Below are 13,607 nucleotides of genomic sequence, written 5' to 3' on the forward strand. Positions count from 1 at the left end.
AGCACATATGAGTGATCTGCTCTTTGGTGGTTTCATCATGCTGGGCGCAGCTTTGATATTGGTGCTGCTGTTTCGCAAATTCGGGATAGGCGCGGTACTTGGATATCTGATCGCGGGCATATTGATTGGTCCGGAGGGTTTCGGCCTGATCAGCGAAGGTGAAACGATCCTAGAATTTTCGGAAATAGGTATCATCTTGCTGTTGTTTCTCGTGGGCTTGGAGCTGGCACCTGCACGGCTCATGCGATTGCGTAACGCCATATTCGGGCTAGGATTGAGCCAGGTTGCCTTCTGCGGATTGGCGCTGTTTTTGCTGATCATGGCGACAACAAATTTCACTTTTGGAGCCGCTATTGCGCTGGGATTGCCGCTCGCCCTTTCGTCTACTGCACAGGTTCTGCCCATGTTGCAATCTTCGGGTCGGCTCAATACGCCAACGGGTGAAAAAGCATTTTCCATCCTGTTATTTCAGGATTTGTCGATCATCCCGTTGCTCACGGTTGTGGCGGTTCTATCTCGCGCACCGGCAGAAGCAGGCGCACTAGCAGGCTGGCAAACAGCTATTCTCGGTGTTCTAGCCATTGGTGGATTGATTCTCGCGGGACGTTATATTTTGCAGCCTGTTCTGGAATTGATCGGCAAGATCGCTGAGCGGGAGTTGTTTATCGTTGCCGGGTTGGTCGCCGTATTCGGTAGCGCTGCCTTGATGGAGCTGATCGGATTATCACCTGCTCTCGGGGCCTTTATCGCGGGGGTGATGCTGGCAAACTCTCCTTATCGACACGAACTGGAAGCAGATATCGACCCCTTTCGATCCTTGCTCCTTGGTCTGTTTTTCCTTGCCGTCGGCATGATGCTGGATCTCGGCGTGATTGCCGATAACACTGCATTTGTCTTCGGTGCGGCAATCGCGCTGGTAGTCACCAAGATCGTCATCATATTTTGCCTAGGCAAGCTGTTCGGTATGGATACATTGCCTGCATTGGGAATGGGCATGTTGCTTAGTCAGGGCGGGGAATTTGGCTTTGTTTTGTTTGCCGAGGCAGAACAGGCGTTGTTGATCCAGCCGGAGGCGAGCAGCCTTTTTGGTGCGGTTATCACCGTTTCAATGGCGACGACGCCTCTGCTTATGCTGATTGTCGAGCGCTTTAATGTTGCTCGTACAGAAGGCGATGTAGACCTTGATGACCCATCGCTGGCGGGCAAAGCTTCTGCGATTGTTGTTGGTCATGGCCGGTTTGGCCAGACCGTTGCACAGATGCTCAGTGGCGCCAACATACCCGTGACGATCATCGATATTAAGCCGCAGCAAATCGGCGTGAGCCAGAAATTTGGTCGCAAGGTTTTTTACGGTGACGGAACCCGGGTTGACCTATTGCGCGGAGCCGGGGCGGATGATTGTGCCGCCATAGTTTTCTGCATGGATGGCAAGGAACTGAACGCCGAGTCACTTGAGATGATCAAACTGTCGTTCCCCGAGGCAAAACTGTTTGTTCGCGTCTATGATCGCGTGCATTTATTGGAGGTGAAAAAGGTCGGTCTCGACGGGGTCAAGCGGGAAGTTTTTGAATCAGCGATCCATCTGGCCCGTCAAACCATGACGGCTATTGATATCGATGAATCACTGATTGACGAAGTCGACCGCGAATTTCGGCAAATGGATTGTGATCGTCTCGAAGCGCAGCGTGCCGCCGGCGATATGCTTGCCGGAAAGCATATCGGATTTGGACTTGGTGGTGCGAACAAGGGCGACTAAGTGCAGATTCTATTGCATTTGATCAAGAAATACGGCCACGTCCTCAAGATCAACATCCTTGGCGAGAAACGTTTGGCCAATGCCATTAGCCAAGAGAAATGGAAGGTTTCCGGCTGCCATTTTCTTGTCATGCAGCATATGCCGGACCAATCGGTCGCCAGATGCTTTGACCGATGCGCTCTCTAAACTGTGAGGCAAGCCAGCATTCTTCAAATGATGTTCTACACGGTGCGCATCAGCTTCGTCGCAATGTTCGCGGCGGGCAGAATAATGGAAAGCCAATGCCATGCCGGCAGCAACCGCCTCGCCATGAACCAGCGCGCTGGAATAGCCAGTTTCCGCTTCGAGGGCATGCCCGAATGTATGACCAAGATTTAAGAGTGCCCGGCGACCGCTGAGCTCCTTCTCATCTTCTGCAACAATGCCTGACTTCGTTCGTACACTCTCGGTGATGGCATAGGCTAACGCTTTGGGGTTGCGGGCCAACAGGTCAGCCCCATTCTCCTCACACCATTCAAAAAAGGGTGCGTTGTTGATCAAGCCATATTTGACGACTTCGGCATATCCGGCACGCAACTCGCGGTCAGGTAATGTGCCCAGTACCAGCGGATCGATCAAAACATATTCTGGTTGGTTGAACCGACCAATCAGATTTTTACCCGCACGGCTGTTTATGGCGGTCTTGCCACCTACACTGCTATCGACCTGAGCTAGCAAGCTGGTTGGTATTTGTATAAATTTGCAACCACGTTTCAGGATAGATGCGGCAAATCCGGTGAGGTCACCTATTACACCGCCGCCCAATGCGATAAGTGTATCCGACCGTTCTGCACCCTCATCCAAAAGCCAGTCCGTTAGCTGTTCGAGAACCGTCCAGCTCTTGGTCTGTTCGCCTGGAGGAAGGATTTTGCTGATCGCCCTTATCCCGGATTTCTGCAGGTCTGTTTCCAGCGGGGCTAGCCATTTGGCGGCGACATTTGTGTCGGTTATCAGGAAAACCCGGTCGCTCCGGATATGCTGTTTGAGCTGCGCTCCCGCACTGTCCAAGGCACCAGCTTCAATCAGGATATCATATCCATTTCCTGCAAGGTCGACAGAAATTCGGTTCATTTACGGAGTGCCTTGATTATATTTTCAACGGTCAGGTCATGAGGCGCATCGTTGCCGGTGACATGATGATGCGCCATTGCATAGACCGGATTTCGCTTGGCGGCCAGTTCGCGCAATATTGCTTCAGGATCCCCGTTTCTGAGCAGGGGTCTGGTGTCTCGGCGTGAGACGCGATTGACCAGAATATCAATGTCAGCATCAAGCCATATAGCTGTTGCTTTAGACAATATCAGTTCTCTTGTTTCATCGTTCATAAATGCGCCGCCGCCAGTTGCGATGACTTGGCGGTCCGCTTCCATGAGTCGCGCGATAACCCGTCTTTCACCATCGCGGAAATAATCCTCACCGAAACGCTCAAAAATCTCTGCAATTTTGAGATCGGCCGCTTTTTCTATCTCTTCGTCGGCATCAACAAAGGGCAAATTCAGTCTTTTTGCCAGTCTCCGCCCCACAGTTGTTTTTCCAACACCCATTAAGCCAATCAAAACCAAAGGTTTTTCGATTGATAAACCACACTCTTCACCGGATTCTTCGGTGGATCGGTCAAAAGGGTCTTTCATGTTTTTGTCCATTGAGGCAAAGGCTATACAGAGGATGCGAACGAGTGCAAAATGCAATGCGCTTGCATCAGGGATTTTGACGAAAGAAGGCTAGTAAAACAAAGATGCCGCGTAGTTTGGTTTTCCTGATTGTCGTTCTGGCTGCCCTTATCGGCGCGGTGTTCCTTTTGTCCTCGATGGATGTAGAACAAGATTTGACACCGGTTGAAAAACCGGTGGTAGGCGGAGAACTAGAGTAAGCGATGCGTCTGCGCCTCAAACATATCTCGCTTGCAACCGCTGGTATGGCTGCATTAGCATTATCCTTGCCGGTTCTTGGGCAGAGCTCGCCTGAATCTTTACTGCCACCGGGTTTTGGTGATCCGGTTCCAGCGCCGGCACCGGCGCCTACAACTACACCCAGTCCCGCTCCGACGCCTGCCCCGGTAACCAGAGCATCGCCGTTGCCATCGTCGAGCGGAACGATTGTTCGTGACACCGATACAGCAGATAATCTCACGTCCAGCACGCCGCCATCCATATCTGACCTGGATCCGGATAGCGATCTGAGTGAACTTGATGATGCTTTGCAGCCACAATATTATCTGTCCCCGGGCGCTCGTCGTTCGATGGCTCAAATTGGCGTTTTAACAGAAAATTTTGGTGGCATCGCGGCAGATGGATTTGGCGGCGAAGGCGGTCAATATCTTACAAACCTTATCAAGAATCTGGACGGCCCGATCATATCCCGCTGGGCATCAATTTTGCTCCGCCGTACGTTGCTTAGCAAGGTCGATAGTCCGGATAACGTCAATCCTGCGGATTGGGTCGCAGAGCGGGCATGGCGCTTGTTGTTGATCGGCGAAGCCGAGGCTGCGCGTTCGCTCGTGTTAAAGGTTGACGGCGGAAATTTCACACCACGGTTATATGAAGTAGCGATGCAATCGCATTTGGCGACGGCCGATCCGGCAGGGATTTGTCCCTATGTTCAAGGCGGTGCGAGAGTTAGTGATGCGCCAACTTGGATTATGTTCCGGCCCATTTGCGCTTCCTTTTCCGGCGAACAAAGCCGTGCTTCTGCGCTGCTCAATCAAGCGCAGCAGCGCAAGGTTGCCACAAGTATCGATTACCTGCTGGCCGAAAAAACGGTCGGTGCGGGATTTCAAGGTCGTCGCGCTGTCGCGATCAAATGGGATGAAATTCAGTATTTTAACAATTGGCGCTTTGGGTTAGGCGCAGCCACAGGCGTCGAACCGCCAGACAGGCTATATGAACAAGCTGGCCGACATGTACAGGGATGGCGGGCGAGAGCACCGATGCTTTCGCGCAACTCGCGAATGAAAGCAGCGGATACCGCAGCGGCAATCGGTACCTTGTCTAACAAGGCCATGGTGGCTCTATATGCTGCAACCTATGATGATCCGGAAGCTAGCGACGATCTAAAAGCGCGCGCCTCAACTTTGCGACAGGCCTATACCGGTTCAACCGCGACCGGCCGAATTGATGCGATGAGAGCCTTGTGGAGCCGTTCAAACGGCGCGCTAACATCATATTCCGCAAAAATATTGACCGCACGTGCGGCAGCGAAAATCCCGGCATCTTCTGATTTGGAAGACAGCAGTGCGGATTTGATCGCATCGATGCTGTCGGCTGGTCTCGACAGGAACGCTGCGCGCTGGGCCGGCCAAGTTGACGCTGGTAGCAATGGCTGGGCTTTGCTGGCCGTGGGAGCTCCCAATGAAGCCGTTACGATCACCAATGACGCGATTGACCAATTTACCGATAGTGACGAAAGCGCTGATCAGCTGAAGAGCAAATTTTTAGTGGCGGCTCTTGCAGGCCTGGGGCGTGTGGACCGCGCAACTATCGACCGTTTTAGCGATAATCTGGACTTGGATTTTGGGAAAACTACCAAATGGACCAGATCGATCCGCTCTGCGGCACAACGAGAACAAGCAGGAACAGTTGCACTGTTAACGGCGGTTGGGATGCAAGGCCGGGGTTGGAACTCCATGTCACCGCTGCACCTCTATTATATCACCAGTTCCCTGAGACAAGTGGGATTGGAGCCCGAAGCGCGCATGATTGCAGCGGAAGCATTGACAAGGACATAATATAATCAGGCCGAAGCAAGGCTTTTCATTGGTATATGCTAGCGCTATCGTAAAGCGATCATGAGCAATGACACAGCCTATATTGACCGATTTCTGGAAATGATGGCAGCAGAGACTGGTGCTTCGAAAAATACGCTGTTGGCTTATCGAACCGATCTGGAGCAAGCCTCGGCCATTGCAAAAGGCGCGCTTTGGCGAGCAGGTCGACCAGAGTTGCAAAAGATTGCATCGACCTGGAGCGATTTGAAAAATAGCAGTGTAGCCCGAAAATCTTCTTCGTTGCGGCGGTTTTTCGGTTTTCTTTTGGACGAGGCTTTTCGTGAGGACGATCCTTCGGACGCGCTGCCTCGTCCGGTTGGTCAGCGGTCATTGCCCAAAATCCTGTCGCATCAGGAAATCGCTGAGTTGTTTGAGGCGATTGAGCAGGGCTTGGACTCGAAAAACATCCGTCCGAACGATGCCCGGCTCGCAGCACTTGTTGAGCTACTATATGGTTCAGGTCTGAGAGCCAGTGAACTTGTATCGTTACCGCGCAAATCGGTGATGATCGACCGCCCCTTTTTGATCATCCGCGGCAAGGGAGGGAAGGAGCGGCTAGTACCAATTTCCGAGCGTGCGCGACAGGCGGTGAAAAGATGGATTCACTATGTGGATCCTGAGGAAAAATTCCTGTTTCCATCCAGAACTGGCCATCTGAGCCGCATTCGATTGTTTCAGATTATCCGGGATCTGGCGGTTAAAGCGGGAATTAATCCCGGTAAAATAAGCCCTCATGTCCTGCGGCACGCATTCGCTACCCACCTTTTAGAGGGCGGAGCTGATCTTCGCGCATTACAGACGTTGCTGGGGCATAGCGATATAAGTACAACTCAAATATACACGCATGTCGATAGTGCACGACTGATTGAGCTGGTGAACCAGCGGCATCCGCTTGGATGCCGCAATCTCGTGCGTTGACGTTTTTGTCTAGCGGTTCTAACCGAATATCATGACATCATTTCTCGATTTTGAAAAACCGATCGCCGCGCTTGAATCGCGGATCCTTGAACTCCGTGAGACGGCAGATGAGGGTTCACTAGACATTGAATCAGAGATTGCAAAATTGCAGGCCAAATCGGCCAAAATGCTGCGTGACACTTATTCGAATTTGACTCCTTGGCAAAAAACGCAGGTTGCACGCCATCCAGAACGGCCGCATTTCAAGAATTTTGTTGCCGAACTTTTTGATGAATTTGTCCCGCTGGGAGGCGATCGGAATTTCGGTGATGATCAGGCCATCATTGGTGGCCTCGCAAAAATCGGTGATCAGCGACTGGTTGTGATCGGCCATGAAAAGGGCGACGATACGGAAAGCCGTTTACGGCACAATTTTGGGATGGGAAAGCCGGAAGGCTATCGCAAAGCCATCAGGCTGATGGATATAGCTGATCGATTTTCCTTACCGGTTGTCACTTTGGTTGATACATCGGGCGCCTTTCCAGGCGTATCGGCCGAGGAACGCGGACAAGCAGAGGCAATAGCGCGTTCTACGGAAAAATGCCTTTCGCTGGGCGTACCGATGGTTGCTGTCATTGTTGGCGAAGGCGGTTCCGGCGGCGCGGTCGCGCTGGCTGCAGCTGAACGGGTGTTGATGCTGGAGCATGCGGTTTATTCGGTAATTTCGCCCGAAGGCTGCGCATCGATATTGTGGCGCACTGGTGACAAGGCTGACGTAGCTGCGGATGCGATGAAAATTACGGCCCAGAATCTCAAAAAGCTTGGCGTTATTGACCGAATTGTCAAAGAACCTGTCGGCGGCGCACATCGTGATCCAGGCTTATGTATTGCCACGCTGGGAAAAGCGATCGCCGAAGAAATTGATGCCTTGAAGGATTTGGATCGGCAAACATTGAGAGGCATGCGCCGCGAGAAGTTCCTCAAAATCGGAACTTTATGAGGCTCTATTGATTTTTTGATTGGCGCGGTTCGATCTTCTGTTTGGACCGGGGTGACGCAGTTTTACACGACTTGCCCTTCCGCAGGATGGCCGGTTGTTATACACAGCAATCAAAGGAGAGTCTGATGAGAATGAAAACAAGAAAAGTTCTGTCGAGCGTTGCTATCCTGTCACTGGTGGCTTGTGGTGGTTCGGGTGCCGACGCCGGGTCGGTTGAGTCGGCGAGTAGCAGCTCGTCCGCCCAAACTGGTGAAGTAAGGACGATATCAGCGGAAGACAAACGCAAAGGTTCACAAGCTCATCCGCAATTGATGCAGGAGTTTGGCGGTGCCTATACCGGCCCCCAAAGTGCATATGTAGTTCGGGTTGGCCAGGATATCGCGGTGCAATCTGGACTAGGCAATGCACGAAGTGATTTTACCGTCACGTTGCTCAACAGCCCGGTAAACAATGCCTTCGCGATCCCCGGTGGATATGTCTATTTGACGCGGCAGTTAATGGCTTTGATGAATGACGAAGCGGAAATGGCCGGCGTCTTAGGGCATGAAGTGGGTCATGTCGCGGCTCGTCACGGCAAAAAAAGGCAGAAAGCGGCCAGAAGAAACAGTATTCTAGGTGCTTTGGGACAAATCGGTGCAGCCGTTTTATTGGGGGATTCTGCACTAGGAAAGTTAGGGCAGGAAGTTTTCGGCACGGGCAGCCAGCTATTGACGCTGAAATATTCAAGGAAGCAGGAATATGAAGCCGATGATCTCGGCATTCAGTATCTTGCGTCTGCTGGATATGATCCGCAGGGAGTTTCGACAATGCTGGCATCACTGGCCGCGCAGTCAGCTATTGACGCACGGGTTGCCGGAAGAGACGCTCGTTCGGTACCAGAATGGGCAAGCACCCATCCGGATCCCGCACAACGCGTGTCCCGCGCTGCCAGAAATGCAAATAAATTGGGCGTTTCCGGTGGAAAACGCAATCGCGATAGCTTTTTAGCCAATCTCGACGGAATAACCTATGGTGATGATCCCAAGCAGGGCGTGATAGAGGGAAATGACTTCCTTCATCCGGATTTGCGGCTGAAATTCACTGTGCCGAACGGGTTTGCGATGCAAAACGGAACCACGGCTGTCACTATCAACGGCTCTGCGGGCCAAGGCCAGTTCACAACCGGTCCCTATAACGGAAACATGGCAACCTATATTGCCTCGGCGTTCAAGGCCTTGTCGAGCAAGAGCCAGAACATATCCTACGGAGAAATTCAGCGGACAACGGTCAATGGTCTGCCAGCCTCTTATGCAACCGGTCGTGTGAATAGCCGCAATGGCCAGGTGGATGTGACAATATTTGCATATGAGTTTTCGAAAAATAGCGCTTTTCATTTCGCGACATTGGCACCTGCAGGAAGAGCTGGAGTGTTTTCGCCGATGTATGAGAGTGTGAAGAGACTGGCTACCAGCGAAGCCGCGGCAATTAAACCGCGGAAAATTGACGTTGTTACCGTTAGAAATGGTGACACGATCGACAGTCTTTCACAAAAAATGGCCTATTCCAGTTATCAGAAGGACCGGTTTTTGGTGTTGAACCGGATGCGTTCTACCGATGGTTTGCGGGCCGGGCAAAAGGTAAAGATCGTTGTCTATTGATTGTGATTGATTGGCACAGGCACAAAAAAAGACGGCAGCCTTTGCAGGCTGCCGTCCCAAATTTCCTAATTAATCCGAAGATTAACCAGCCATTTCTTCTTCAACTTCGTTGAAGGTGTTGCTCAGGGTGTTACCCAGCTGACCCATTGCAACAATAGCTGCAACAGCGATCAGAGCAGCAATCAAACCATATTCAATAGCCGTTGCGCCTTCTTCGTTCTTAAACATTTTACGTACGAGTTTCATGTCTGGTCTCCTATATTTGACAAACTTCACTTACCCAATCAAACCCAAATTTCGGGCCGATATTCAAAACACTATGCTAGAAACCTTTAAAATTGTTTAACATGCGACGGCGGTTTAGGAATTTGAAACTACCTCATCGGCAACGTCATTCCACATATTACCGGTTGTATTTGCCACACCACTTATTGCGACAATTGTAGCAATAGAGATCAATGCCAAAATCAAACCATATTCAACAGCCGTCGCCCCCTGTTCCGAGCGATATAATTTTTTTAGTTGGTCCATTATACCCCTCATAACGCTTTAAAAGTTCTGTTAGGTTGCGAACGATCCGTGTTTCACAGAAAGGGATTAACAAAATCCTTACATCGCAAAAAAAAATGGAAAATAATCCGACATATCTGTTTGTGGTTGCCGCCGCTCTGGTCGATGAGAATGATAATATTCTGGTACAGAAGCGACCGAACGGAAAGCCTATGGCGGGTCTCTGGGAGTTTCCCGGAGGCAAGGTCGAAGCGGGTGAAACGCCTGAGGCTGCACTCGTGCGCGAATTGAAAGAGGAGCTTGGTGTATCGGTGGAAACGGGATCATTAAGCCCAATTGCATTTGCCAGTGAGGCGCTTGACGACAAACACCTGCTGCTATTGCTGTATACGTGCCATCAATGGACTGGCGAGGCAAAAAACATCGAGTCACCAGATATCAAATGGCTTCCTGCACAGGATTTACGATATCTTGATATGCCTCCCGCCGATCATCCGCTGGTCGAAAAATTGCTTATAGCCCTATGATCAGGTCTCAGGTTTGTTCAGCGCTGTTCGAAGAGATACCTGACCGCTACCCCGGCGTGCTGCCACGGGTTGATCAGGATGCGGTGCCCAGCCGCAGAGATATATCAACTCAAAATGCTCCGTGATTTTTCCGTCGGTATCGGCCTGGCCCTGAAAAATCTGTAATGCGCGACCATAAACAGTTTTCGATAGCGGACGATTCGCACCATGCAGAATGTTGCCACCGCCAATATCTCTGATGTCATCGATGAGTTTGCCGAATCTGCTGTAGCGCAAGTTCAAGCCATCACTGTCAATAACGGGCAGCGCCAGACCAACGCGCGAAACAAGATCACCCATTGTCCTGATATCGATTTGCGGATGGACGTGTGGCGCAACCTGATCGGATTCAGCCTGCATCAATGTTGATTTGAGCGTCGTCAAACTCTCTGCACCGATAAATGATGCCAGTAACAATCCATCTGGTTTCAAGATACGCCGAGAAAGAGCCAATGCACCGGGCAGATCGTTCACTCCGTCTAGAGTGGCGATATTGATTATTAGATCAAAGCTATGGTCCGCAAAGGGCAGGCGATCTTCATCGCATTGAATGCCCTGAACCGCTGCGACCGAATCAAAGCCGGCGTCTGCGGCTATAGTTTCGATGCCTATATTTTTTAGTGCGGGGCGCAGCGAATGGCTGGCCTGTCCGATCAAGAGGCATTTTTGGAAATCCCGTTTTACCAGAGACAGCCTGTCCAGTATTTCCTCTGACATGATTTTTCCGATAAAATCAGTCCCTTGGGTTCTTTGAAAAGCGCGATCACGGAAGCGACGTCTTCGCTTGCGATCAAACAACTCTCTTGGCTCTGGTTTGTGGTGCATATGGTCTTGTGCCTTTGCGAAGAACGGGCGACAAGAACTAATGAGATTTTTGTCGGGTGTGCTGAAAACAGTTTCTGATTTTGTGCTGCCGCCACGCTGCCCGATATGCGGTGTAATTGTAGATGCGGACAATCGTTTTTGCCTGCCATGCTGGCAAAACCTGGACTTTCTGAACGAACCGTGGTGCGCTTCATGCGGTCGGCCGTTTGCCTTCGCTCAAGGGGAAGGCGCGCAGTGCGTGTCTTGCTTAAAGAAAAAGCCAAATCATGACGGTGTGCGTGCGGTAGTTGGATATGACGAGAAAAGCAGCCTGTTACCTCTACGGCTGAAATATGGCGCGCGACTGGGTGTGGCAGAACTGATCGGGCGGCATATGTTGCGGTTTTTGGACGAAATACCGTCAGATGCGCTTATCATTCCAGTTCCGCTGCATCGCTGGCGCTTATGGTCGCGGGGTTTCAATCAGTCGGTGCTTATTGGGAAGGCGCTTTCCAGACAGAGTGGCCTGGCGATTAAAGGCGAGATTCTTACCCGCAAAAAGGCTACGCCGCCATTGCGACATATGTCCGCAAAACAGCGCCGTGCTGTCGTTAACAAGGTCTTTGAAATTTCAATAGATGCAAAACCGCAATTGTCAGGAAAAACGATCATATTGGTGGATGACGTTTACACAACGGGCGCCACCGCAGACGCCTGTGCCAAGCTGCTCAAACAATCTGGAGCAGCAAAGGTGCTGGTTTTCTGTTGGTCAAGAGTATTGACAGGCTATGATCAGTCCTGACTAAAATGGTGATCATGGGCCGACAGAGTTGATTTATCGGTCAATTAGCACCATCTGCAAGCTAACCGAGAAAAATGGAATGCTGCTATGGCTCAGGTCGAAATTTACACCAAATTCACATGCGGATATTGTTTTCGAGCGAAATCGCTCCTGAAAGAAAAAGGCGTAGAATTTGAGGAGACGGATATCACGATGGGCGGTGCGAAGCGTGAGGAGATGATCCAGCGAGCTGGCGGGCGCACAACGGTGCCCCAGATTTTTATCAATGGTAGTCATATTGGCGGTTCGGATGATCTTGCATTTTTGGATGATGCAGGAAAACTGGACGCGCTATTGGCTGGATAATTGGTAAGCCGTATCGCCTTGGCCCAAATGTGCAGTGGCATAGACCCTGACGCTAACGCACGGGTCATAAGGGATTGCGTAGATGAAGCGGCGGCGCAGGGCGCTGATATTATTTTCACTCCTGAAATGACGGGATTGCTTGACCGCGACAGGAGTCGAGCAGCAACCCATATCAGAATTGAGCAGGACGATCCGGTATTGCAAGAAGCCCAGAGATCAGCTGCCCGTCAGAAAATATGGGTTGCCATCGGCTCCCTGGCTCTGAAGGCTGTTGATGATGAGAATAAGTGGGTGAATCGATCCTTTCTGATCGACCCTCTGGGAAATATCGTGGCACGCTATGATAAAATTCACCTTTTCGACGTTGATCTTGAAACGGGTGAAAAATGGCGAGAATCCGCTGCATATCAAGGTGGTTCAAAAGCCATCGTTGCTCCGGTAGGACAGGCAACGCTTGGTCTATCGATCTGCTACGATCTTCGATTTCCTACTCTCTACACGGCACTAACCGATGCTGGTGCCGATATTCTGTCGATACCAGCGGCGTTTACGGTGCCGACAGGCAAGGCGCATTGGGAAATATTGCTGCGCGCACGCGCCATTGAAGCAGGGGTTTTTGTTGTTGCAGCGGCACAATCGGGTGCACATCAAGATGGTCGTGCAACTTATGGACATTCCATGGTAATTGATCCGTGGGGCGACGTTTTGCTGGAAATGGGAACCGAAACTGGCGTCGGCCTGTGTGATATTGACTTGAATGATGTTGCAAAGATACGAAGCCGTGTTCCAGCGATCACCAATCGCCGGACATTCGCTTTCCCAAAGGATCCCTTATGATAGTTTTTGATCTTATCTGCCGCGATGGCGGACACCGGTTTGAGGGATGGTTTGGCTCGTCGCGTGATTATGAAAGTCAACATTCGGCTGGCTTGATTAGCTGCCCAACCTGCGGAGCGGGAGCAGTTGACAAAGCAGTGATGGCGCCAAATGTCGGCATCAAAGCCAATCGACGATCCGGACCGGAGCCAACCCCTCCGAAGACGGGAAAACCGGACCGGCGTGATGTGATGGGCGAAGCCCAGCCGCCACAGAATGTGGTTACCGTTCCACCAGAATATGTTGAGCTGGTTGAAAAGATCGCCAAAACGCAGGCGAAGATTTTGGAAAAGTCAAAATGGGTGGGTACAGATTTCCCCGAACAGGCCAGAGCCATTCACTATGGTGAAAAGGATGCGACTGCAATTCATGGCACAGCGTCTGCAGACGAAGTCACTGAGTTGCAGGAAGAAGGGATAGAACTAATGCCGCTACCTTTGCCGGTTACCCCGCCAAAAACGCAAAATTGACGCTGGTCTATCAGCTATGCAGCAGCTAAAAAGCCGGACAAGCGCCCGTAGCTCAGTCGGATAGAGCATCAGATTCCTAATCTGGGGGCCACAGGTTCGAATCCTGTCGGGCGCACCATTTTTCAATGACTTAGCTTCTCCA

The 13,607-nt window shown here is 51.2% G+C and carries 17 protein-coding genes and 1 tRNA gene; 12 read left to right on the forward strand and 6 right to left on the reverse strand.

Going from position 1 to position 13,607, the window contains the following annotated elements:
• Positions 1 to 7: 7 nt before the first annotated feature.
• Positions 8 to 1,756, forward strand: coding sequence for a monovalent cation:proton antiporter-2 (CPA2) family protein (locus ACO6S1_RS08915; protein ID WP_422345959.1), 1,749 nt, complete (start codon positions 8 to 10; stop codon positions 1,754 to 1,756).
• Positions 1,757 to 1,765: 9 nt separating this feature from the next.
• On the opposite strand, the gene aroB is transcribed toward ACO6S1_RS08915, so the two are convergent.
• Together aroB and ACO6S1_RS08925 are read right to left on the reverse strand one after the other, a co-directional pair.
• Entirely contained in the window at positions 1,766 to 2,866 is a 1,101-nt protein-coding gene (gene aroB, locus ACO6S1_RS08920) for a 3-dehydroquinate synthase (protein WP_422345960.1), read from the reverse strand.
• Entirely contained in the window at positions 2,863 to 3,426 is a 564-nt protein-coding gene (locus tag ACO6S1_RS08925) for a shikimate kinase (protein ID WP_422345961.1), read from the reverse strand. Before ACO6S1_RS08925 ends, aroB begins: the two co-directional genes overlap by 4 nt.
• A gap of 104 nt (positions 3,427 to 3,530) precedes the next feature.
• Here ACO6S1_RS08925 and ACO6S1_RS08930 point away from each other — a divergent pair, with 104 nt between their 5' ends.
• The 5 genes from ACO6S1_RS08930 (at position 3,531) to ACO6S1_RS08950 (ending at position 9,092) form a co-directional block, all read left to right on the forward strand.
• Entirely contained in the window at positions 3,531 to 3,665 is a 135-nt protein-coding gene (locus ACO6S1_RS08930) for a hypothetical protein (protein ID WP_422345962.1), read from the forward strand.
• Between the two features lie 3 nt (positions 3,666 to 3,668).
• The gene (locus ACO6S1_RS08935; RefSeq protein WP_422345963.1) at positions 3,669 to 5,519 is read left to right on the forward strand and encodes a hypothetical protein; all 1,851 of its coding nucleotides are present in this window, start codon (positions 3,669 to 3,671) and stop codon (positions 5,517 to 5,519) included.
• A gap of 60 nt (positions 5,520 to 5,579) precedes the next feature.
• On the forward strand, positions 5,580 to 6,476 hold the full coding sequence (locus ACO6S1_RS08940; protein WP_422345964.1) for a tyrosine recombinase: 897 nt from the start codon (positions 5,580 to 5,582) through the stop codon (positions 6,474 to 6,476).
• A gap of 31 nt (positions 6,477 to 6,507) precedes the next feature.
• A complete protein-coding gene (locus tag ACO6S1_RS08945; RefSeq protein WP_422345965.1) occupies positions 6,508 to 7,455 on the forward strand; it encodes an acetyl-CoA carboxylase carboxyltransferase subunit alpha in 948 nt (315 codons plus the stop codon).
• A 131-nt stretch (positions 7,456 to 7,586) separates the two neighbouring features.
• The gene (locus ACO6S1_RS08950) at positions 7,587 to 9,092 is read left to right on the forward strand and encodes a M48 family metalloprotease (protein ID WP_422345966.1); all 1,506 of its coding nucleotides are present in this window, start codon (positions 7,587 to 7,589) and stop codon (positions 9,090 to 9,092) included.
• An 81-nt stretch (positions 9,093 to 9,173) separates the two neighbouring features.
• Here the strand turns inward: ACO6S1_RS08950 and ACO6S1_RS08955 are convergent, their stop codons facing one another.
• Positions 9,174 to 9,338: a Flp family type IVb pilin gene (locus ACO6S1_RS08955; protein ID WP_422345967.1), complete on the reverse strand. Its 165-nt coding sequence runs from the start codon at positions 9,336 to 9,338 to the stop codon at positions 9,174 to 9,176.
• Positions 9,339 to 9,452: 114 nt separating this feature from the next.
• Positions 9,453 to 9,635, reverse strand: coding sequence for a Flp family type IVb pilin (locus tag ACO6S1_RS08960; protein WP_422345968.1), 183 nt, complete (start codon positions 9,633 to 9,635; stop codon positions 9,453 to 9,455).
• A gap of 83 nt (positions 9,636 to 9,718) precedes the next feature.
• Between ACO6S1_RS08960 and mutT the strand changes: the two genes are divergently transcribed.
• On the forward strand, positions 9,719 to 10,129 hold the full coding sequence (gene mutT / locus ACO6S1_RS08965) for an 8-oxo-dGTP diphosphatase MutT (protein WP_422346166.1): 411 nt from the start codon (positions 9,719 to 9,721) through the stop codon (positions 10,127 to 10,129).
• On the opposite strand, the gene ACO6S1_RS08970 is transcribed toward mutT, so the two are convergent.
• Positions 10,130 to 10,885, reverse strand: coding sequence for a methyltransferase domain-containing protein (locus tag ACO6S1_RS08970; RefSeq protein WP_422345969.1), 756 nt, complete (start codon positions 10,883 to 10,885; stop codon positions 10,130 to 10,132).
• On the reverse strand, positions 10,849 to 11,187 hold the full coding sequence (locus tag ACO6S1_RS08975) for a hypothetical protein (RefSeq protein ID WP_422346282.1): 339 nt from the start codon (positions 11,185 to 11,187) through the stop codon (positions 10,849 to 10,851). The genes ACO6S1_RS08970 and ACO6S1_RS08975 overlap by 37 nt, the downstream gene beginning before the upstream one ends.
• Here ACO6S1_RS08975 and ACO6S1_RS08980 point away from each other — a divergent pair.
• The 5 genes from ACO6S1_RS08980 to ACO6S1_RS09000 all read left to right on the forward strand — a co-directional run bounded on the left by ACO6S1_RS08980 (position 11,076) and on the right by ACO6S1_RS09000 (position 13,583).
• Entirely contained in the window at positions 11,076 to 11,774 is a 699-nt protein-coding gene (locus ACO6S1_RS08980; RefSeq protein ID WP_422346167.1) for a ComF family protein, read from the forward strand. The genes ACO6S1_RS08975 and ACO6S1_RS08980 overlap by 112 nt on opposite strands.
• An 87-nt stretch (positions 11,775 to 11,861) precedes the next feature.
• The gene (gene grxC / locus ACO6S1_RS08985) at positions 11,862 to 12,119 is read left to right on the forward strand and encodes a glutaredoxin 3 (RefSeq protein WP_422345970.1); all 258 of its coding nucleotides are present in this window, start codon (positions 11,862 to 11,864) and stop codon (positions 12,117 to 12,119) included.
• Positions 12,120 to 12,956, forward strand: a complete 837-nt coding sequence (locus ACO6S1_RS08990) for a carbon-nitrogen hydrolase family protein (protein WP_422345971.1) — start codon at positions 12,120 to 12,122, stop codon at positions 12,954 to 12,956.
• Positions 12,953 to 13,465 (forward strand): DUF1178 family protein, encoded by a 513-nt coding sequence (locus ACO6S1_RS08995; protein ID WP_422345972.1) that lies wholly within the window; start codon positions 12,953 to 12,955, stop codon positions 13,463 to 13,465. Before ACO6S1_RS08990 ends, ACO6S1_RS08995 begins: the two co-directional genes overlap by 4 nt.
• 41 nt (positions 13,466 to 13,506) lie before the next feature.
• Positions 13,507 to 13,583: transfer RNA gene (locus tag ACO6S1_RS09000), tRNA-Arg, on the forward strand.
• Positions 13,584 to 13,607: the final 24 nt, after the last annotated feature.

It is taken from the genome of Parasphingorhabdus sp., from assembly GCF_965233695.1.
Lineage (GTDB): Bacteria > Pseudomonadota > Alphaproteobacteria > Sphingomonadales > Sphingomonadaceae > Parasphingorhabdus.